Genomic DNA, 20,957 nt, shown 5'->3' on the forward strand with positions numbered 1-20,957 from the left:
TGAGGAAGTTAAGGTAAGAATAGTAACGCTTAGTATATCGTATAGACCGCAAGATTCTTCCATGTCGAAACAGCATATGGAAGGAATAAAAATTGCCGCGATGAGGCGGCAATAAAGTTGAGAGTTTTAAACCTTAAGCCACACGTTGATATTGGGAAATAAGCGTTTTTACATCTTCTAAATAGCCTTCCCGTAGTAAGTTATCGACCGTTGCTTCTAGCTCTTCAAGAGACATCGTGAAGCAAGTGGATTTACCAGTCATCAGGCTCAGATACTGATGATACTCTTCTTCTGTATAGTGGCCTAAGCGATCAAGTAACAGTGTTTTGATTCCATGATGAATCAAGCCGTAGTATGTATGACGATGAAGTAACATGGCGATCTCCTTATCAAGCTCATACGCTACTCTTTTGCAGCCTGCTTGACCTTCTGGATAATTCGATTTACTCCAATAATGCACATCTAGTGCCAATTCTATATTTGCAAATTAAAAAGTGTTGGAAGGTGCAAAATTCTCGTTCTGTAACCATCTTTGGATGACGACTTGAAGTGCATTTAACGTGGTGGGCTTTTCGAGTCTGTCATCCATGAGTTTCGAAATTAGCTCCAACTCTCTAGCTCCAGACTCACCAGATAAGGCAATGATTGGAACGGAAGATGTGATTTGCTTAATCCGTTGGCTTGCGTCAAATCCATTCATTACCGGCATTTGGACATCCATAAGAACGAGATCAATCTTGTGAGAGTGGAATAGTTCTACCGCAGAGGCTCCACTATTTGCTTGTAAGCTGTTGACTCCCAATCTTTTTAAATACATTTGTACCAAGGTGCGTTGCACCTCTTTGTCATCAACAATGAGCACTGTTGGTGCATCTTTACATACTTGTACGTGTTGAGCTGAATGATTTTCAGAATGTGATGCAGTTGCTTTCCAGCTATCAAAGTCCGGTGCTCTTAATGTCTCTGGTTTTGGTGCGTTTGGTACGACTGGGAAATACAAGTAGAATTCTGTGAACTCGTTCAATTCAGACTGGCACTCTATTCGTCCTCCGAAGGAGCGCATAACACGTTGGCAATAGCCCAAACCTAAGCCACTGCCTCCGCTTTTTTGATACGAGAAAAAGTCATCAAATATCTTGTGTAAGATACTGCTATCTATACCTGGCCCACTATCTCGGAAGATCAGAATGTTTTCGTAAGCCCCCGTCTGGGTACGAATCTCAATTTGACTGTCGGGATAAGAATCAAAATAGTAGATAGCGTTACGAATCAAATTGAAAATGACAAAGTTAAACAGGGTCTCATTTAACTTCGCGACAAAATCGTGTGCCTGTGGCAGGTTAATTCTCTCTATTATTTGATCGTTTTCAAAACCATAACGGCTTACTGCTTGGTCGATGGCTTTATGTATGGAAGTGAGAACTAAAGGCTCATGCTCTGGTGAACTGTCGCTAACTTCTCGTAAAATAATATCGATAAGTTGTCGACCGCGTTGTATAGCGGCTTCACCTTTATCAATTTCTCTTTTTAGCGTATCCAGTGAGGCGTTTGACTCTATATGCTGTTTTAAAGCTTCAAATTGTAATTGTACTTGAGCGAGAGGGTTACGCATTTCATGTGCAATGGAGTTAGCCAGCGCACGGCTTTGGCGTACCTTTCTATCGGCTTCAATGGTGCTCTGGATGCGAACTAATAACGTTTGCAGAGCTGAGATTTCTTCATTAGAAAACAGCTTATTATCTATTTTATGTGAAGAAATCAGCAAGTGAGTAACAGATTTTCCACGACCGAAGAGAGGCATAACGAGCGCAGTATTGCTTGAGCGCATGCGCTCGTAGAGCTTTCTCATCGACCCTTTAGAAGAGGAGGCATAATCAATTTCTTCAGACAACTCATCAAGCACGAGAACTGACTTGCTTGACGGCAGGTACTCTTCGTAAAACGTTTCTGTGTAATTGCTAGTGACTAGCTGTAGCTTGTTGTTTGGTATGTTAAGTAACGATGCCAACTGACGCATAGCATCATCTATTGAGCGTTTAAACTCTTCCTCTAACCCAAGGATTTGCTGAACGGGAGTGTGTCGTTTCCCATAAATAAAATACGAAGCGAAACGACTGACTCGCTTAAAAAGCAAGTGCCAAGTGATACCGATAAGCGCGCATAAAGGTACCGCAACAAGCCATTGGTTATCTTCAGAGATAGGAATAAATATCGCCCCTAGCGGCAGAACAAAAATGGCGCAGACTAAGAGCGCGCTTACCGTTAAGTACGTGAGATATTTAGCGCTGTAGAAGCGAGAGGTAAGTAGGGCATAGCCCACAAACAACATTTCGCTGATTGAAAGTGCTGGTGGTAACCAAGTTAGGGAGAAGTCGCCAAGGAAATACGTCATTCCAAGGTGTATCACTGCCGTAGATAACATGAATACCAAAATGCCAGAGATCATATAGTTGCTTTTTGCTAGCGTGAGCTTGCTGCTGTTCGCGCGCATGGCAATCAAGTTAAGCAGCGTTAGTACCACGAAAGCTAGCAAACTAATGAAAAAATATGAGGTATGTGGGCCAAATTCAATGACGAACTGGCTTGGAGCACTAATGGTGACATTTTCGACAGTAAGATTCGGCACTAAGTTGATGTACAGTGAATACGTTGCTAGTGCGACAAAGACGACTTTTTGCCAGACTTTGACCGCTGTTTTTTTAACATCTGCGGTTAACTGGCAAGAAAAATAGAATGCAAACGCAAAGGCGAAAAAAGACGCTAAGTTCGCTAACTTAGCCATAAAAATACCACCAACAGAGCCTAATTCTGGCAATAAATCGGTATGGAAATAGGCGTTGCTGCTTATCCAAACAATGATACAGCTGGAATAAGCGATGTAAGGCGCGTGATGCGAGCCTAAGATTGATTCACTCTTCTGTTTTAGGCGATAGCAGTAATACAGTAGCCAAGCGAATACTATTAGTACAGTCGCGTACAATGCCATTGCTTTTGGGTAAAAGAGACCGTGCAAATGAACATCAAGCATGCTCATTCACCTTTTTATCCATTCTTTTTGTTCGTACGCAATGTTTGTAGTCGCGAAATTGTATGTCTTGAAATGCTTCAACCATCATACCTAAATTCCAGAAACCGCGGTATGTCTTGGTACCGTCACCGTTAATGTCGCGGTATCCTGAGTGAAAGTAGGCACTTAAATCAATAGATTGATAGAAATTTAACATAAATACTTGCTCAATAATGGTAAAGCCGAGCTTATAGCCTGTTTTATAAAGCTCACTCATCATTGTTTTTTGCGCCAGATACAAAAAATACAGCTTTTGTTGGATGTTGCCTCCCACCGTAAGGCGCAGCACTTCGCAAACCGCTTCAGTGTTCTTTACACGAGATTGAAACTGAGCATCAAACTCAATAAGAGTGTGCTCATGAGTTAGAGCACGACACTCCAAAATACCCAGTTGATTGAGAACACTGTACCCATGATTAGGAAAGCAAAACTGCCATTGTTCGTTACTAAACTGTGGTGAGTAACTAAGCCAGTTATTTCGTTGATGCCAGCTTTGCACTAAAGCGGAGGAGACCATGATTGGTGAAGATGACGATTTGAGCAAGAGGGCAAAGTGCTGCCCTTTTTGCGAGAGTGATAAAAGAGGCAAGATTTCAAACCACTGTTCAGCTTGGACGAAAAGCTCAAGATTACTCAGTGTGATCGCTTCGGAAATCGGCATTAACGCAGCATGATTTGGCAGCATGACCTTAAGGTCGCAATCTGCGATATCTTCAATTAACACGCTAGTATAACTGTTGTCGTTAAACGGGAGCGGAGTAGGAATAGCAGCTTCGTTTGAAGGATATTTTTGTTTGATTGCTTCGATCTCGCATTGACACCAGAAAACCATCCAATGCGGGTAACAATCTGCGGCAAGTTGTTCAAGTAAACGAATCTCTTCGGAGAAACCTGTCGGATACTGTTGCACTAAATCTCGATAATCCATTAACTCAAATAGTGCAGAAAGACTTTTTGATGCGTGTTTAGGAAAGAGAGATTTAAGCAGTTTTATTCGATACAGAGCAACCTGTTGAAAAAGAGCATCTCGTTTTTGTTTCGTTAGGGTAAGAATAACTAAGTCAATCAGTGCCTGCTGCTTTGATTCGATCGGCACATTTGTTTTGGTGAGATATTCCAAAGATTGCTCAAGACTCATGATATAACCTAGTTCTAACGTTTTGTTATATTTTGTAATGGTTTATATCATTTTGAAAAATTTATGCCATCGGTTTCTATTTGTATAGTTACGTAATGCAAGAAAAGACAAAAAAACCGCTCATTATGAGCGGTTTTTGGTCTATTCAAGAAAGGGTTAGGCTTCTTGCTTTTTTAGCTCAGCTTCTGCCGTTTCTTCTTCAATTAGCGCATCAACGATAACTGCACATGCAGCATCACCTGTGATGTTCAGTGCTGTACGAATCATATCGAAAATACGGTCAAGAGCGAATAGCAGCGGTAGACCTTCAATTGGAATGCCAGCGGCAAGAAGCACGGCAACCACTAGGAAAGAAGGGCCAGGAACACCCGCTTGACCAACCGCACCCAATGTAGACGTTACGATAATTGCAATGTAAGCGCCCATGCCTAGATCGATATTGAACAGTTGAGCAAAGAAGATAGCAACCAAGCCATAGTAAATCGCATTACCTGACATGTTGATCGTTGCGCCTAGAGGCAGAACAAATGATGCAGTTGAATTTTTTACGCCCAGCTCTTTTTCACAGGTGTCCATTGTGACAGGCAGTGTTGCCATAGAAGACGCTGTTGAAAGCGCAACTGCTTGCGGTTTCTTCATTGAAGACAGGAATTTCTTCGCAGATGTCTTCGTGAAAACATGCACCATTGCTGGGTAAACAACGAAACCGAAGATTAGGATGGCGGCAACGTAAACAACGAACAGTTTAAACACCACCATTAGCGCACCAAAACCAAACGTACCGACGGCTTCTGCCATCAGACCAAATACACCGATAGGTGCAATGATCATTACTTTGTTGATCATCCAAACCATTGCGTCAACGATGCAGTTAACACCATTGATGATTGGTTCACGACGTTCTTTTGCTTGCTTAGAAATCGCAATACCAAAGAACATACAGAAAACGAGGATCTGTAGGATGTTTGCTTCATTTAGTGATTGGAAAACGTTGGTTGGGATCATACCAGTGATGGTTGCCCAGAAAGTAGGTAGTTCACCTTTTGAAGCGTATTCTGCTGAGAACATGCCTTCAACGCCAGAGACGTCGATACCCATGCCTGGTTGGAATACTTCACCCATAAATAGTGCAAGCGCAACGGCTAGGGCGGATGTTAAACCAAAATAACCTAGAGTGACGATACCAACTTTACCTGCTGACTGGCTGTTCCCAAGACCAGCGGCGCCAGAAATCAAGGCTACAGCGACCAAAGGAATAACCAACATTTTGATTAAGTTGATAAAGATAGCACCTAAAGGAGCGAACACTGTCGCATCATGACCCATCATGGCACCAACGGCTGTGCCCACGATCATGGCGATTACGACCTGTACGCCAATGTTGTTTAGCAAACTCTTTTCTTTTAACACTTCCACAACCTCTGTGCTAATAAAATGTAAAATCCTAAAATTACCCACTAACCATAAATGGATTTACGGATAATTATCTCGCCTTGCTTTTTACACTTATCGTTTACAATTGGCAATATGCAGCAAGGTATTATTGATGGATTAATCGATATTTTATTGACGAACGATAAAGTTTTGTTCAATGGCAAACGTTTGCTATTGATTTTTCTTATAAGGGTCGCGCTTAGGATTGTTCAAGTTTATTTCTCTTTATTTGTTTTCTTTTTGTTAATTTTAGCTGCTTTTGTATTTGCTATTGCAGTCAGAGTTTTTTAGTGACTTGGGTTGATGTTTATAACAATTCATCTCTTTCAAGCTCACACTTTTATTAATTTGCCTTCTGAAATGTTAATTGCTTTACATTCTTGGCTCTAATTGCGTTGTAAACATAATGTTAAATAATAATGACTGGTGAGACTCAAATGCTGACGATCCAGTGTTAAGGATAACTTGCTTAGTTAATGCTCCTGAGCTGATTAGACGAGAAAGACAAGTAAGAGGTGAAGAGACTATGATGAATCTTGCTGCTGCGTTACAAAGAAATGCTGCGAGTAAACCAGATAAAACGGCGTTGATATGTGGCGCTGAAAAGATAAATTATGCGCAATTTGATGCGATCGCCGGCAAGATCGCAGCATCTTTAATCAATAAAGGTGTAAAGCCAGGTGACCGCGTTACAATTTCATGCCCAAACATTCCTTTTTTCGCGTTTGTTTATTATGCAATACAAAAAGCTGGCGCGGTTGCAGTCCCATTAAATGTGCTTTTGAAAGCGCGAGAAATTAAGTATCACTTAGAAGATTCAAAAGCGAAGTTTTATTTCTGCTTTGAAGGGACGAAAGAACTGCCAATGGCAAAAGAGGGCGTCAAAGCCTTTGAACAAGTCGATACATGCGAAGGCATAGTCGTACTGACTCAATCTCAAGATGAAAGCTATTGGAATGGTGTAATAACTCTCAATGCGTTTATAGCCGATGTCCAACCGTTGCCGGATTATATACCGCGTAATGCGGATGATACTTGTGTGATTTTGTATACATCAGGGACGACAGGCTTACCAAAAGGCGCTGAGCTGACTCAGCAGAACATCATAATGAACGCTCTGGTGGCACAAAACATTATGGGCAGCCAGGCCGATGATATTCACTTAGTAACTTTGCCTTTATTTCATACATTTGGTCAAACCGTCCACTTAAATGCTAGTGTTTTGGGCGGGGCAACATTGGTGTTGGTGCCTAGGTTTGAGCCTAAACATGTTCTTGAGCTGGTGGAAAAACATAGGGTGACGATATTTGCTGGTGTGCCAACGATGTACATCGGTCTGCTTCATGTGCAGCATCAATTTGATACCTCGTCATTGCGTGTTGCAGTAAGCGGTGGTGCGTCATTGCCAACCGAAATCTTTCGAACCTTTGAAGAAACATTTAATGTGCCGATCTTAGAAGGGTACGGCTTGTCGGAGACAAGTCCTATTGCATGTTTTAATCATTTGGATCAGGAGCGTATACCAGGCTCGGTAGGTCAACCGGTTCAAGGTGTCGAAGTAAAAGTTATCGACATTGAAGGCAATGCACTACCGATAGGCGAAGAAGGTGAGATTGTTGTGCGTGGTCATAATGTTATGAAGGGATATCTTGACCGCCCAGAAGTTACTGAATCTGCGCTACAAAATGGTTGGTTCCATACTGGTGATGTGGGCCGCTTTGACAGTTCAGGTAATTTATTTATTGTCGATAGAATGAAAGATCTGATCATTCGAGGTGGATTTAATGTTTATCCCAGAGAAATTGAAGAAGTTTTCATGACTCATCCTGCAGTTTCAATGGTAGCGGTGATAGGGATTCCAAATGAAGAGTATGGCGAAGAGATAAAAGCCTACGTTGTACTTAAACCAAAAGAATACATTGACGCCGATTCATTACAAAAGTGGGGTAAAGAGCAATTAGCCTCGTTTAAATATCCTCGTTATGTCGAAATTCGTGAACACCTCCCGATGAGTGCGACAGGAAAGATTTTGAAACGTGAGTTGAAATCTGAATTGAATATAGCTTAGTCAATTCAATGGTTTTTGTGTCACAGCACCACTTGCTTAAGTGCAAATGGTGTTGTGCTCTTGACCAATTAGATGCATAAGGTTTTTAGCTATCGTTAGACAATACTTACCGTTTGTTGAATGGATCTATTGCTCGAGTTCTTTAAAGTATTCTTCTAAGCGTTTCGGATTGGTAATGGTTACTGAGCCATAGTTTAGCTCTAGCATCCCAATACTTTCTAATCGTTTTAGTATCTTGTGTACGCTCTGACGAGTTAGCCCCATCATGTTAGCGATATGTTCTCTTGTTACCCTGACAACGCATGGTCGAGTATCGATCGCTTGATTAAGTTGGTATTCAGCAAGTAGCAGCAACCTTTTGGCGACTCGTTCTTCAATTCCTCTAATCGCGTCATCTTCGATAACAGAAATAGCAGACCACAAGCGGCGGCTAAGTAAGTCGAGTATAGTGGGGTAACTTTGAGGGTATTTGGCGAGTAATTGGCGAAATTTATCTCCAGGAAGCTCCATTACAGTCACGTCAGAATGCGCGGTCGCACCAAAAATACGAGGCATGCCGGGAGAAAAAACATTGTCTCCAAACCAGCCACCAGCTTCGAAAATCATCAGTGTGACTTCTTTGCCTTTTGAACTAATTGAGTTCACTCTCACTGCACCTTGAGCTATGACCATAAGAGAAGATTGAAGCGCACCTTTATTGCAAATCAGTGCTTTTTCGTCGAAGCAGCGAACCTTAGTCATTTGCGCTGCTTCACTAAGCCCTTTATCTGGCAGCCCTGATAGTACAGGACATTTGGCTAGCAGTGTTTTGACTTCTTCCATGTAGCAACCTTACTGCACATTGCTTTATTGAGTTAGTTAAGTTACCCAAGCTTAACACTCTTTGAGTGCTCTGCTTGAGATAGATTTGGAAAGTGCGGGCGTTGAACAAAAAATGACGTGGCATAAACGCGATAGTAAGAAAACGCCCACTAAACATAATGTTAAGCGGGCGTTGTTGTGTCATATCAAACTGAAATTATTTTTGAGTGGCGGCTTTCATTGCAGAAACGAATTCACCTAGCTTGTCGAGCATAATTTGTGGCTGATCAACGTTCGCTTCAATGATTTTGACCACGGCTGAACCAGAAATTGCACCAGCGGCGCCAGATTCTAGTGCTTGTTTCACCTGTGCAGGCTCTGAGATGCCAAAACCAAGTAGTGCTGGTGGCGCATCAAATTGGTTCAGTCTATCCAGCATATGACCTACAGGCATGTTTGCTTTGGTTTCTGCGCCAGTAACGCCAGCACGAGATAGTAGGTAAGTGTAGCCGCCACCTAACTCTGATACTTGCTTCAGTGTTTCATCACTTGCCGTTGGTGGTGCGATGAAGATTGGGTGAATACCAAACTTCTCTGCAGCAGCAACAAATTCAGCACTTTCATTAGTTGGTACGTCTGCAATCAAAACAGAATCGATGCCTGCTTTTGCACAACGCTCATAGAAGTTCTCGATACCACGAGAGTAAACAAGGTTCGCGTACATCAGAAGACCAATAGGCAACTCTGGGTATTTAGCTCGGATCTTACCGATTTGCTCGAAGCAGATATCTGGAGTTGCACCTGAATCTAACGCGCGAATGTTAGCGCCTTGGATGGTTGGGCCATCGGCTAGCGGATCTGAGAATGGAATACCAAGTTCAAGGGCATCTGCGCCAGACTCAACCAGTGTTTCCATGATTTTGTAAGACTGCTCTGCGTTTGGATCGCAAACCGTTACGAACGGTACAAATGCGCCTTGGTTCTTTTCGTTTAGGCGCGCAAACATCTTCTCATAACGGCTCATTAGATCGCTCCTTTTTCTTCTAGGATGGCATGTACAGTGAAGATATCTTTATCACCACGACCAGATAGGTTAACAACCAGCAATTGCTCTTTTTCTGGATTCTCACGTGCCATACGCAGTGCGTGTGCCACGGCGTGAGAAGATTCAAGTGCAGGGATGATGCCTTCATGGCGTGCAATCTCTTGGAATGCTTCTAGCGCTTCATCGTCTGTCACGTTGTCGTATTCAGCACGGCCAATTGCGTTTAGGTGTGCGTGCTGTGGACCAACTGAAGGGAAATCAAGGCCAGCAGACACCGAGTAAGACTCTTCTACTTGGCCGTTTGGATCTTGCATCAATGGTGCTTTCATACCGAAGAAGATGCCTGTTTTACCATGCTTAAGTGGTGCACCGTGCTGGTCAGTATCGATACCTTTACCTGCTGGCTCAACACCAATTAGGCGAACGCTTTCTTCTTCGATGAAGTCAGCAAACATACCAATCGCGTTTGAACCACCGCCCACACATGCGATAACCGCATCAGGAAGACGACCTTCACGTGCCAAAATCTGATTCTTCGTTTCTTCACCAATCATGCGTTGGAAGTCACGCACGATCGTTGGGAATGGGTGAGGGCCTGCCGCTGTACCTAGTAGGTAATGCGCATCTTCATAAGTTGCAGACCAGTCGCGTAGCGCTTCGTTACATGCATCTTTAAGTGTCGCTGAACCCGAGTGGACAGGAATAACTTCTGCGCCCATTAGCTTCATACGGAATACGTTCGGGCTTTGACGTTCAACGTCTTTTGCACCCATGTAAACGCGACACTTAAGGCCAAGTAGTGCACACGCTAGTGCGGTTGCAACACCGTGTTGGCCTGCGCCTGTTTCTGCGATGATTTCGTTTTTACCCATGCGTTTCGCAAGCAGAGCTTGACCTAACACTTGGTTGGTCTTGTGCGCGCCACCGTGAAGTAGGTCTTCACGTTTTAGGTACAGTTTGGTTTTCGTACCTTTGGTTAGGTTACGAGTTAGAGTCAAAGCCGTTGGACGGCCCGCATACTCTTGAAGAAGCGTCATGAATTCGCTGCGGAATTCTGGATCTTCTTGCGCGTCGATAAACGCTTGCTCTAGTTGCTCCAGTGCTGGAACTAGAATTTGCGGAACGTACTGACCGCCGTATTCGCCAAAGTAGGCATTCAGTTTTGCCATCGTTATATTCCTTCTCGTATTTTTCGCTACGAATAGCTTTAAATTTTTTAGCTGATGTCCAGCTTTAGTAGTTGCGAATGGCGGTGAAGGCCGCAAGCAACTTCTGTGAATCTTTTTTGCCTGGTGCGCTTTCTACACCAGAGTTTAAATCTAATCCCAAGCAACCTAGTGTCGCTGCTTGTTGAGCATTTTCTGGCGACAGTCCGCCCGCTAGCATAATTTGACTTGGGTCGCCGATCAGTGACCAGTCGAACACTTGTCCGGTTCCACCTGTTTGAGTGCCAACTTGTGCATCTAATAGGTGACGGTCAATGTTGTCCGAAAGCAGTTCTGGCTTCGCATCTGTCACACCGTAAGCTTTCCAGATTTCAACACATGCTGGTAGCTCTGCTTTTAGCTGATTAACGTAAGCTTGGTCTTCTTGACCGTGCAGTTGCACCGCTTTTAAACCCAAAGAGGTCACGACAGAAGCAACAAAATCGATATCGTGATTTTGGAACACGCCTACGTAGTTAAGTGGAGCACCGCTCATGGTTAAGCGCGCACCTTCAAGGTCGACCGCACGCTTCGAATTCTCGACAAAAATCAGACCACCAAATACCGCACCAGCTTGGTACGCTTTCGCTGCGTCATCTGGGTGCGTTAAGCCACAGACTTTGTTTTCGCCTAACGTCACTTTACGTACTGCAAGTTCAAGGTTGTCTTCCGCCATCAGTGAACTACCAATCAAGAAGCCGTCTGCGTATTCCGCTAAATCACGAACTTGTTGATGGGTATAAATGCCAGATTCTGAGATTACTGTTGCGTTAGGAGCCAGTTCACGAATGGTCGGTGCCAGTTCTTTAGTACGATTCAAATCGGTACTTAGGTCGCGAAGGTTACGGTTATTAATGCCGATAACGCGTGCGCCTAGCTTAACGGCACGATGAAGCTCTTCTTCGTTGCTGACTTCGGTCAAGATACCCATGTTCAGGCTGTGCGCTGCTTCCTCTAGCGCTTTGTACTCTTCGTCATTAAGGACAGAAAGCATAAGTAGCACGGCATCAGCACTGTAATGACGCGCTAGGTAAACTTGGTAGGTATCTACCATGAAGTCTTTGCACAGAACCGGTTGTTTGACTTGACCACGCACTTGAGGAAGAAAGTCAAAGTTACCTTGGAAGTACTTCTCGTCTGTTAGGACTGAAATCGCATCAGCATGGTTGTTGTAAACCGATGCAATGTAATCCAAGTCGAAGTGATCACGAATCAAACCTTTAGAAGGAGATGCCTTCTTACATTCGGTGATGAAGGCCGTCTTTTCGCCACTCAGAGCATCGTAGAAGCTGCGGTCCGATGGCAGCAAATCAGACTTAAATGTGCTTAGCGGTTGAGACACCTTACGGTCTGCTACCCACTGATATTTGTCGCGGACAATTTTCGCCAGTACTTCTGCCATTTCTGCTTCTTTCTTAGAAACGTGTTCAGACAGGTTGTCAGCTTGCTGAGTGTTGAAGTCAGTCATGTTCTTCAATTCCTTAAGCGTGTGCGGCAAGTTGTTGTACCAATTGGTACGCCTTGCCTGAATTCATTGCCTCAATCGCTTGTTGCGTGTTGGCTTTTAAATCTTCGTGGCCGAATAGACGCATTAGCAGAGCAACGTTTACTGCCACTGCGCCCAATTGTGCGTCTGTACCTTTACCCGTCAGAATATTGGTAATGATCGCTTTGTTTTCTTCAGGATCGCCACCTTTGATCGCTTCTAGGGGGTGCGCTTCTAGACCGAAGTCTGCAGGCGTTAGTTTGTATTCTGTGATCTTACCGTCTTTGATTTCGGCAACGGTTGTTTCACCATGAATCGCCACTTCATCCAAGCCACTGCCGTGTACTACAGCGGCGCGCTTCATACCCATTTGTAGCATGGTTTCTGCGATAGGACGAACCAGTTCTTCACTGTAAACGCCCATCAACTCGATGTTAGGACGAGCAGGGTTAATCAGTGGGCCAAGAATGTTAAAGATAGTGCGTGTTTTCATGGTTTGACGCACTGGCATCGCATGTCGCACACCACCGTGGTACTGAGGTGCAAATAGGAAAGCAACACCGATATCGTCGACCGCTTTGCGCGTATCGTCTGCGCTCATAGCTAGGTTGATACCAAATGAATCAAGAAGATCAGAAGAACCAGATTTGCTTGAAACGCTTCGGTTACCGTGTTTCGCTACTTTTAGACCACATGCTGCAGCAACAAACGCCGCAGTGGTTGAAATGTTGATGGTGTTGTGACCGTCGCCGCCAGTACCTACGATATCTGCGAAGTCATAATCTGGACGAGGGAATGGGTTTGCGTTTGCCAGCAGTGCTTTCGCCGCGCCTGCAATTTCGTCTGGCGTTTCGCCTTTGATTTTTAGTGCAGTCAGTGCTGATGCCATCAAAATTGGATGTAGTTCACCACGGATAATGATGTCGAATAGCTGTTGGCTCTCTTCCTGAGTAAGCGATTCTTGCTCGTACAGTTTGGTAATAATAGGGTTGATGATTGCTTCCATATTTCCTCTCCTAAATTTCTTATGTGCCAAGTGCTTTTTAAGCAGTGAGTGGGTTCGCTGAAGTTTGTTCTTCAAGTGCCCACTCAATGGCATTTGCCAACAGTGTTGCTCCGTAGGTCGTCATAATAGATTCCGGGTGGAACTGGAACCCGCAAACTTTATCTTCTTCATGTACAACAGACATTACCAAATCATCCACTTCTGCTGTGATGGTTAGGCTCTCAGGAACCTTGGTCGCAACCAGCGAATGGTAACGTGCAATTGCAAGTGGTGATGGTAGGTTTTGGTAAATCGCATGGTTTTGGTGCTCCATCATAGAGACCTTACCGTGAATGATTTCGCCTGCGCCAGCAACAGTACCGCCGTACGCTTCAACAATCGCTTGGTGACCAAGACAAATGCCGATCATCGGCACTTTGCCTTTCATACGTTGGATAAGCTCTGGCATTGAGCCTGCCTCTGAAGGTGCACCAGGACCTGGTGATAGCAGAACCACTGGGTTTTCAAGCTCGTTTACCGCTTGTTCAATGGTTTCTGCTGGGATGTTGTTTCGGTAAATCTTGACTGAGTGACCTAGCGAGCGGAATTGATCCACAAGGTTGTAGGTGAACGAGTCAAAGTTGTCGATAAAAATGATATTAGCCATCTCTGAACCCTATTCCTTATTGTGACTTATGAGCTGCTTGGATAGCAGAGATTACCGCTTGTGCTTTGCCGCGCGTTTCGTCTGCTTCCGCTTGTGGATCAGAGTCGAACACCACGCCAGCACCAGCTTGAACTTGAGCAATACCGTTTTCAACGTACGCTGAGCGGATCACGATACAAGTATCTAATGTACCTTCGCCAGTGAGGTAACCCACAGCACCGCCGTAGCTACCGCGTCGTGCGCCTTCTACATCACGAATCAACTGCATGGCACGAATCTTTGGTGCACCAGTGAGCGTGCCCATGTTCATACATGCTTGGTATGCGTGCAGCGCGTCTAGGTCTTCACGCAGTTGACCAACCACACGAGATACCAAGTGCATTACGTGGCTGTAGCGGTCGACTTTTAGAAGGTCTGCTACGTGGCGAGTGCCAGCTTGAGCAATACGAGCGACGTCGTTACGTGCTAAGTCAACCAACATCATGTGCTCTGCGTTTTCTTTCATGTCGGTACGCAGTTCAAGTTCGATGCGGCTATCTAGGTCGAAATCAATCTCGCCGTTAGGGCGCTTACCGCGGCGGCGAGTGCCTGCGATTGGGTAGATTTCAATTTGGTTAGTGTCGGTTTCGTACTTAAGCGCACTTTCTGGTGATGCGCCAAACAGAGTGAACAGCTCATCTTGCATGTAGAACATGTAAGGGCTTGGGTTACTTTGTTTCAGTTCTTTGTAAGCCGCTAGTGGAGAAGGGCAAGGTAGAATGAATCGGCGAGATGGTACAACTTGGAATACATCGCCTTTCACTACGAACTCTTTTAAGTCGCGAACGGTTTGGCAGAAGTCTGCATCAGACACGCTAGGTTCTACCGTTACATCTGTTATTTGCTCTGCACTCGGCAACAGTTTTGGCGCTGCACACTGGGCGCTAATTTCTGCAATACGAGTCTCTAACGCTGTTTTCTCTGAACCATCAACAAACAACGTCGCTTGAAGCTGGCAAGATTCCGTTTGATGGTCGACAACAAGTAGTGTTTCCGCGACGTAGAAAACGTAATCTGGACACTGATTTGTTGCTTCGGCATTACCAAGCGGCTCAAAGTTTGCGACTAAGTCGTAGGCAAACAGACCACCAAGGAAAATCGCGTGTTTGTCTTGCTGTGAAATATCAAAACTATGCTGAACCAAACGCAGCGCATCGAAAGAAGAGGCTTCACGTAGGCGAGAGTCTTCATCTAACGTGTCGCATGGCTGGTTAAACTGCAAAGTTAGCGTTTCGCCATCGAACTTGCTCTCAACGTCACCACGGATGTTCTGGTTTAGGTGAGACAGTAGGTTTTTACCGTTATTGGTCAAGGCGTGCATGCTAACGGTATGGCCGAAGCAAACAATGCGAACCGCTGAATCTACGATCAGCAGGGATTTTAAATTTTGCTTTGAATCGATCTCAGCAGATTCCAGCAATAGGCTGTCAGTTTTGTTCTCACATAGTGTGTGGAACAAGCGAGTCGGGTCTTGAGTATAAGGGACGGAAGCCGTTAGCACTTCAAGCTGTCCAAGTTTCTTAATTTCAATGGCCTTGTTCACAAGACCTCCTTGTAGCTGTTTAAATCTTCCTGCCGTACATAGTCGCATAAAGCAAACGTTCTCCCAATCTAGAGTTGGCTATATTCGATTAATGTTTAGGCAGTTGAATGTGAAATGAGCAACAAAACAAAAAAGCCCGCTTAAGTAGCGGGCTTTACAACGTTTGGTTCTATAAACTAGAAGTATACGTTTGCCCACCAAGAACTAGTCCAAGTGCGCCACCAAGCAAGATCTGATGAGTTTGCCTTATTAAGACAAACCGCAACTTTCGCTTTTTGGTTTTGGTTAAATTCTTGTAACATGGTGAACCTTAAATTACGTACTTTGTATTTGTGTACTAGTTAACTAGTGCGAGAGTAAAAAGTCAACCCCAAAACGGCATTAAAACGATAAAAATATGAGAATTGATTTACATAGTCACACCACTGCATCGGACGGTCGGTTAGAACCTAAAGATTTAGTGGAAAGGGCGCTGAGTTTTGATATCGAGGTTTTGGCGATCACTGATCACGATACGGTTGACGGTTTGGCGTTAGCTAAGCAATACGTTCAAGATAATAATTTGCCGATAAAAATCATCAATGGCATTGAGATATCGACCGTCTGGCAAAACAAAGACATTCATATTGTCGGCCTGAATATTGATCCGGAAAATGAACAATTATCTGCCCTCATAGAACAGCAGAAGCAGCATCGCATAACACGATCTGAGTTAATTGCAGAGCGACTACAAAAAGCAACTCGAGTAGGTGTGCTTGAAGAGGTAAGGCAAATCGCCGGTGATGCTCCAGTGACAAGAGCGCATTTCGCGAAATGGTTGGTAGATAATGGTTACGCAAAAACCATGCAAATGGTGTTTAAAAAATACCTAACGCGTAATAACCCAGGTTATGTACCACCGAATTGGTGTTCGATGAAGGATGCGGTTGATGCTATCCATGCGGCTGGTGGAATGGCGGTATTAGCGCATCCTGGCAGATATAAGTTGACAGCGAAGTGGATTAAGCGTCTTCTAGCAGCGTTTGTCGAAGCAGGTGGTGATGCGATGGAAGTTGCACAGCCACAGCAAGCGCAACAAGAAAGGCGCAACTTGGCTGATTATGCTATACAATACAAACTATTAGCCTCTCAAGGCAGTGATTTTCACTACCCATCACCGTGGATGGAGCTAGGAAGGAACCTATGGTTGCCTGCTGGCGTCGAACCAGTTTGGAAAGATTGGGGAATAGATCCTTCGTTGAATAATACTCAGTAATACGAAGTCGAGAACCCATAAAAATATAGAGCCGAGAGGCTCGATAATGAGGAATTACAATGAGCCAGTTTTTTTACGTTCACCCAGAAAACCCACAGGCTCGCTTGATTAATCAAGCAGTAGCAATCATTCGTAACGGCGGCGTTGTGGTTTACCCTACTGATTCAGGGTATGCACTTGGCTGTCAGTTGGAGAACAAACAGGCACTGGAACGAATCTGTCAGATTCGTCGTCTGGATGATAAGCATAACTTTACTTTGCTGTGTCGTGATTTGTCGGAGCTTTCTCTCTATGCGCGAGTGGATAACTCTGCATTCCGACTGCTGAAAAATAACACACCAGGTCCTTACACCTTCATCTTCAAAGGCACAAAAGAGGTGCCGCGTCGTTTGATGAATGCAAAACGTAAGACCATCGGTATCCGTGTTCCAGACAATCAAATTGCCTTGGACTTGTTGGAAGCATTAGGTGAGCCGATGATGTCTACGTCGTTGATTCTACCTGGCAGTGACGTAACAGAATCTGATCCAGAGGATATTCGCGATAAACTAGAACATGCGGTTGATGTGATTCTTAATGGCGGTTACTTAGGTGAACAACCTACGACTGTAATTGACTTTAGCGAAGGTGAACCTGTTGTGGTTCGTTTGGGATCTGGTGACCCTGCACCATTCGAATAGTAGACGCACACCACCGTCAAACAAAATAGGAGGCATCGCGCCTCCTATTTTAGTTGTCATATCGAATATCTCATTGAACTTAACTGATTGAGGTTAAGCGAAATCGAAAATGTCGATACCATTTTGTTCTGCATAGTTGATGTATGCAGAGCTCACACCGTTTAGTGTCACTTCAACATTGTATTCATCACTTGAGAATACTGCCCAGCCACATTCATTGTAAGATAAAGTCAGATCATCCGCTGAATCCAAGAACGTATCTCGAATGCCATCGTTATCAGTGTCTCGGCCCATATCAAAGACAAGTTTGTCATGGAAAATATTAAAATCGACAATGTCGGCTTTAACATCAATATCGTTGGAAGACACTGGCTGATCAGGTACACCAATAGCCAGGCGGTTTGTAAGCACGAAGGTGTCGTCTCCACAGCCACCGCTCAGTACCGATTCACCATCACCAACAACGAGCGTGTCGTTACCCCAGCCACCACTCAAGTAGTTGTTGCCTGAATAATCAAAAATTGTGTCGTCGCCACAGCCACCAAAGAGTTTGTCGTTTCCTAATCCGCCGGATAGGAAATCGTTTCCAAAGCCGCCAGAAACAAAGTCGTTACCTCGGCCACCAAGCAAGGTATCATCTCCCCAGCCACCGAAGACAATATCATTACCTCCGTATCCTACAAACTTATCATCACCACAGAAGCCGAAGAAAATATCGGTTGTTTCAGAGCCTTTTGTGCCTGTCATATCGTCATCTTGAGATGTCCCAAAAATCCAATTTAGGTCGAGATTTAGCATAGACATTGTTCTATTCCTTTTTGTCTGATTTATGCCAATCGCCGAGAGTGCAGAGCGAACTTAGTGAGTCAGAGTACACGATAGCATTAGTGTTATTTTTGATGTGAACTAATGACTTAAAGACAATTTTTGTCTTGTTACCCACGACCTTGTTTTGCTATGAGTGCTCATTGCCTGCGGTGATTGGTATTACTTAGCAGCAAACAGGGACGGCTTATTCTTCGTTGCTTTCTAGCAATACGAACAGTAAACACACCCCAAGTGGTTATTGTTGTAACCCTGACAATTTTATCAGGTACCGCGTGGTTAAAGTGGTTCAGGAAGACCGATATTAGTGGGATTCTCGTTGAGCAATGCCTGCTTTAAGTAGTAAAAAAGTTGCAGAATAGGACAAATATTTCGGTCATTTTTGAAGTGAATTTTGGTGTAGAGAATGGCGCCGATTTAGCTTACATTAACTAAGAAAGTTACGTATAATGTCCGACCGAAAAATCCCACTGAAATGGGTAAATAGCAAAATGCAGACCAATCCTGGTCTAGACGTCTGTGAAGACGACACATAGGTAGATAAATGAGCGAAAAGTTACAAAAAGTATTAGCACGTGCTGGTCACGGTTCTCGTCGTGAGATTGAATCGTTAATTAAATCTGGTCGCGTTAGCGTGAACGGTGTAGTCGCTAAGCTTGGTGAAAGACTTGAAGACGAGAGCAGCGTAGTTCGTATCGATGGTCACATTGTCTCTGCAAAGATTCAAGAAGAAGTGATTTGTCGTGTACTTGCGTACTACAAACCTGAGGGTGAACTGTGTACTCGTCACGATCCAGAAGGTCGTCGTACTGTTTTTGATCGTCTGCCAAAAATTCGTGGCTCTCGTTGGATTTCAGTTGGTCGTCTGGATGCGAACACTTCTGGTCTTCTACTTTTCACAACGGATGGTGAACTGGCGAACCGCTTAATGCACCCAAGCCGCCAAGTTGAACGTGAATACCTAGTACGTGTGTTCGGTGAAGTAACTGAACAGAAAGTTCGTAATCTAGTAAAAGGTGTTGAACTGGAAGACGGTTTAGCTCGCTTTGAAGATGTTGTTTACGCGGGTGGTGAAGGCATGAACCACACGTTTTACGTTGTTATCAACGAAGGTCGTAACCGCGAAGTTCGTCGACTATGGGAATCGCAAGAGTGTACCGTTAGCCGTCTGAAACGTGTTCGTTACGGCGACATCTTCTTAGACAAGAAACTGCCTCGTGGCGGTTGGATGGAGCTTGACCTGAAAGAAGTAAACTACTTGCGTGAGCTTGTAGAGCTTCGTCCAGAGAAAGAAACCATGCTTGATCTGAACAAAGACAACACGTCACGCAAACGTGAGCGTGCACGCAGCCAAAAAATTCGTCGCGCAGTTAAGCGCCATGAAGAGCGTGTTAACACGCCAAAAGGCCGCAGCAACAACCCTTCTCGTCGTAAGCCGAAGAAGACTGCTGGTGACCAAGGCGCACGCAACAAGCATCGTTAATCGATAGCAAAACATCAGAAAGGCTTGCCAATTCGGCAAGCCTTTTTCTTATCTGTTACATAACAAAAGGATCTAAAGCCGATATAGAGCAGGGTGCTTTGTATAAACAAATATCTCAGCTAAACGAAAACAACAGATAAAAAAATACCAGCACTAGGCTGGTATCTTTGTTCATGATGAAGAAACGTTAATCGCGTTTCCAAAGCATATGGCAGAACTTATGTTCAGGGTCTCGGCTGATTAGCATACGAGCAAATACGTCATCAAGAACGTCATTTTCCTCATTTACTAGGCCGATACGAACCTCTGCATATACTTCTTTGTCGATCTCGAAGCCAACATGTTCAACCCAGTCATCACCGGTTTCAACAAGTTCTGCGGCACCACGATCTTCAAATTGCGCAGTAAACAGAATCACGTCAGCAGGCTCTAGGTTATCTGGAGCCATCTCAAGGAAAATGTCGTACGCTGCGTCAATGACGTCGTCGTAAGAAATCAAATCAGACATGCTTATGCTCGGCTCATGTATTTACGTTCAGCTGTGTTAATGATAACACGGTCACCAGTTGCAATGTACTCAGGAACCTGGATGACAAGACCTGAAGCGAAGCGTGCTGGTTTAGTACGAGCAGATGCAGAAGCACCTTTGATTGAAGGGTCAGTTTCTTCAATCACTAGCTCAACAGAAGATGGTAGTTCAATACCCACTGCAGCACCGTTAACAAGGATAATGTGGATACCTTGTGTATCTTCGTTGATGAACAGCATGTCGTCTTCAACTTCATTGTGCTTGAATGTGTATTGTGAGTAGTCTTCGTTATCCATGAAGATGTGCTCATCGCCGTCAGCGTATGAGTACACAACTGCACGTTTGTTCATCTCTACCGTTTCAACAACGTCATCAGACTTGTAACGCTCATCTACACGTGCGCCCGTGTTTAGATCTGTACAACGCATTTTGTAGATTTTAGCGCCGCCACGACCGCCAGGAGTCGTTACTTCGATGTCTTTAACTAGAAGAGTTTTACCATTAGACTCGATTGCGAAGCCTTTTTTGATTTCACTTGCCTTTGGCATTGTATATTCCTATTCATACTTATTAAGCAAAACTCGGTGATTATAGCGCTAAGTTAGCCGCCTAGCATTAAAATTCATTGCAGAAATTTGTTGTTACTCCCATGACTAAACACCTGAATGGACTTGATTCAGTGAGTCGGCTAAGAGAACATATAGTCC

General features: G+C 44.3%; 19 protein-coding genes and 1 other annotated feature. Of the genes, 4 read left to right on the forward strand and 15 right to left on the reverse strand.

The genetic code is table 11. The features are described from left to right. Nucleotides 1-133: 133 nt before the first annotated feature. From L3V37_RS11845 to L3V37_RS11860, 4 genes are all read right to left on the reverse strand, one after another. Nucleotides 134-376 (reverse strand): hypothetical protein, encoded by a 243-nt coding sequence (locus L3V37_RS11845; RefSeq protein WP_005376770.1) that lies wholly within the window; start codon nucleotides 374-376, stop codon nucleotides 134-136. Between the two features lie 111 nt (nucleotides 377-487). Next, nucleotides 488-3,028 carry a hybrid sensor histidine kinase/response regulator gene (locus L3V37_RS11850; protein WP_237306383.1) on the reverse strand — a complete coding sequence of 847 codons (2,541 nt, stop codon included), beginning with the start codon at nucleotides 3,026-3,028 and terminating at the stop codon, nucleotides 488-490. After that, nucleotides 3,021-4,205 (reverse strand): acyl-homoserine-lactone synthase, encoded by a 1,185-nt coding sequence (locus tag L3V37_RS11855; RefSeq protein ID WP_237306384.1) that lies wholly within the window; start codon nucleotides 4,203-4,205, stop codon nucleotides 3,021-3,023. Before L3V37_RS11855 ends, L3V37_RS11850 begins: the two co-directional genes overlap by 8 nt. A 156-nt stretch (nucleotides 4,206-4,361) precedes the next feature. Continuing rightward, nucleotides 4,362-5,621, reverse strand: a complete 1,260-nt coding sequence (locus L3V37_RS11860) for a dicarboxylate/amino acid:cation symporter (RefSeq protein WP_005376774.1) — start codon at nucleotides 5,619-5,621, stop codon at nucleotides 4,362-4,364. Nucleotides 5,622-6,165: 544 nt separating this feature from the next. On the opposite strand from L3V37_RS11860, the gene L3V37_RS11865 reads away from it, so the two are divergent. Further along, complete coding sequence (locus L3V37_RS11865; RefSeq protein WP_237306385.1) at nucleotides 6,166-7,707, forward strand: long-chain fatty acid--CoA ligase; 1,542 nt, start codon at nucleotides 6,166-6,168, stop codon at nucleotides 7,705-7,707. 126 nt (nucleotides 7,708-7,833) lie between these two features. Here the strand turns inward: L3V37_RS11865 and L3V37_RS11870 are convergent, their stop codons facing one another. The 8 genes from L3V37_RS11870 to L3V37_RS11905 all read right to left on the reverse strand — a co-directional run bounded on the left by L3V37_RS11870 (nucleotide 7,834) and on the right by L3V37_RS11905 (nucleotide 15,780). Beyond that, nucleotides 7,834-8,529 carry a Crp/Fnr family transcriptional regulator gene (locus tag L3V37_RS11870; RefSeq protein ID WP_005376777.1) on the reverse strand — a complete coding sequence of 232 codons (696 nt, stop codon included), beginning with the start codon at nucleotides 8,527-8,529 and terminating at the stop codon, nucleotides 7,834-7,836. Between the two features lie 196 nt (nucleotides 8,530-8,725). After that, on the reverse strand, nucleotides 8,726-9,532 hold the full coding sequence (trpA, locus tag L3V37_RS11875) for a tryptophan synthase subunit alpha (protein ID WP_047009991.1): 807 nt from the start codon (nucleotides 9,530-9,532) through the stop codon (nucleotides 8,726-8,728). Continuing rightward, complete coding sequence (gene trpB / locus L3V37_RS11880; protein ID WP_005376781.1) at nucleotides 9,532-10,722, reverse strand: tryptophan synthase subunit beta; 1,191 nt, start codon at nucleotides 10,720-10,722, stop codon at nucleotides 9,532-9,534. Before trpB ends, trpA begins: the two co-directional genes overlap by 1 nt. A 64-nt stretch (nucleotides 10,723-10,786) precedes the next feature. Then, nucleotides 10,787-12,226: a bifunctional indole-3-glycerol-phosphate synthase TrpC/phosphoribosylanthranilate isomerase TrpF gene (gene trpCF / locus L3V37_RS11885; protein WP_033905672.1), complete on the reverse strand. Its 1,440-nt coding sequence runs from the start codon at nucleotides 12,224-12,226 to the stop codon at nucleotides 10,787-10,789. Between the two features lie 13 nt (nucleotides 12,227-12,239). Next, the gene (gene trpD / locus L3V37_RS11890; protein WP_130545109.1) at nucleotides 12,240-13,250 is read right to left on the reverse strand and encodes an anthranilate phosphoribosyltransferase; all 1,011 of its coding nucleotides are present in this window, start codon (nucleotides 13,248-13,250) and stop codon (nucleotides 12,240-12,242) included. Between the two features lie 37 nt (nucleotides 13,251-13,287). Further along, the gene (locus L3V37_RS11895) at nucleotides 13,288-13,896 is read right to left on the reverse strand and encodes an aminodeoxychorismate/anthranilate synthase component II (protein ID WP_005434961.1); all 609 of its coding nucleotides are present in this window, start codon (nucleotides 13,894-13,896) and stop codon (nucleotides 13,288-13,290) included. Nucleotides 13,897-13,912: 16 nt separating this feature from the next. Next, nucleotides 13,913-15,478, reverse strand: a complete 1,566-nt coding sequence (locus L3V37_RS11900; protein ID WP_237306386.1) for an anthranilate synthase component 1 — start codon at nucleotides 15,476-15,478, stop codon at nucleotides 13,913-13,915. A 126-nt stretch (nucleotides 15,479-15,604) separates the two neighbouring features. Continuing rightward, nucleotides 15,605-15,708 (reverse strand) — a sequence feature (Trp leader region). After that, a complete protein-coding gene (locus L3V37_RS11905; RefSeq protein ID WP_005376787.1) occupies nucleotides 15,655-15,780 on the reverse strand; it encodes a trp operon leader peptide in 126 nt (41 codons plus the stop codon). It overlaps the preceding feature by 54 nt. A gap of 95 nt (nucleotides 15,781-15,875) precedes the next feature. Here L3V37_RS11905 and L3V37_RS11910 point away from each other — a divergent pair, with 95 nt between their 5' ends. Together L3V37_RS11910 and L3V37_RS11915 are read left to right on the forward strand one after the other, a co-directional pair. Continuing rightward, on the forward strand, nucleotides 15,876-16,733 hold the full coding sequence (locus tag L3V37_RS11910) for a PHP domain-containing protein (protein ID WP_005386777.1): 858 nt from the start codon (nucleotides 15,876-15,878) through the stop codon (nucleotides 16,731-16,733). Nucleotides 16,734-16,792: 59 nt separating this feature from the next. Then, the gene (locus L3V37_RS11915) at nucleotides 16,793-17,413 is read left to right on the forward strand and encodes an L-threonylcarbamoyladenylate synthase (RefSeq protein ID WP_005376791.1); all 621 of its coding nucleotides are present in this window, start codon (nucleotides 16,793-16,795) and stop codon (nucleotides 17,411-17,413) included. Between the two features lie 93 nt (nucleotides 17,414-17,506). On the opposite strand, the gene L3V37_RS11920 is transcribed toward L3V37_RS11915, so the two are convergent. Beyond that, nucleotides 17,507-18,217 (reverse strand): calcium-binding protein, encoded by a 711-nt coding sequence (locus tag L3V37_RS11920; protein WP_005376796.1) that lies wholly within the window; start codon nucleotides 18,215-18,217, stop codon nucleotides 17,507-17,509. Between the two features lie 565 nt (nucleotides 18,218-18,782). On the opposite strand from L3V37_RS11920, the gene rluB reads away from it, so the two are divergent. Further along, nucleotides 18,783-19,721 (forward strand): 23S rRNA pseudouridine(2605) synthase RluB, encoded by a 939-nt coding sequence (rluB, locus tag L3V37_RS11925; RefSeq protein WP_005376798.1) that lies wholly within the window; start codon nucleotides 18,783-18,785, stop codon nucleotides 19,719-19,721. Nucleotides 19,722-19,908: 187 nt separating this feature from the next. Here the strand turns inward: rluB and L3V37_RS11930 are convergent, their stop codons facing one another. Together L3V37_RS11930 and yeiP are read right to left on the reverse strand one after the other, a co-directional pair. Next, nucleotides 19,909-20,229 (reverse strand): HI1450 family dsDNA-mimic protein, encoded by a 321-nt coding sequence (locus tag L3V37_RS11930; RefSeq protein ID WP_005376800.1) that lies wholly within the window; start codon nucleotides 20,227-20,229, stop codon nucleotides 19,909-19,911. Nucleotides 20,230-20,231: 2 nt separating this feature from the next. Then, on the reverse strand, nucleotides 20,232-20,798 hold the full coding sequence (yeiP, locus tag L3V37_RS11935) for an elongation factor P-like protein YeiP (protein WP_005376801.1): 567 nt from the start codon (nucleotides 20,796-20,798) through the stop codon (nucleotides 20,232-20,234). Nucleotides 20,799-20,957: the final 159 nt, after the last annotated feature.

Origin of the sequence: Vibrio sp. D54, assembly GCF_021728075.1 — a bacterium.
GTDB lineage: Bacteria > Pseudomonadota > Gammaproteobacteria > Enterobacterales > Vibrionaceae > Vibrio > Vibrio alginolyticus.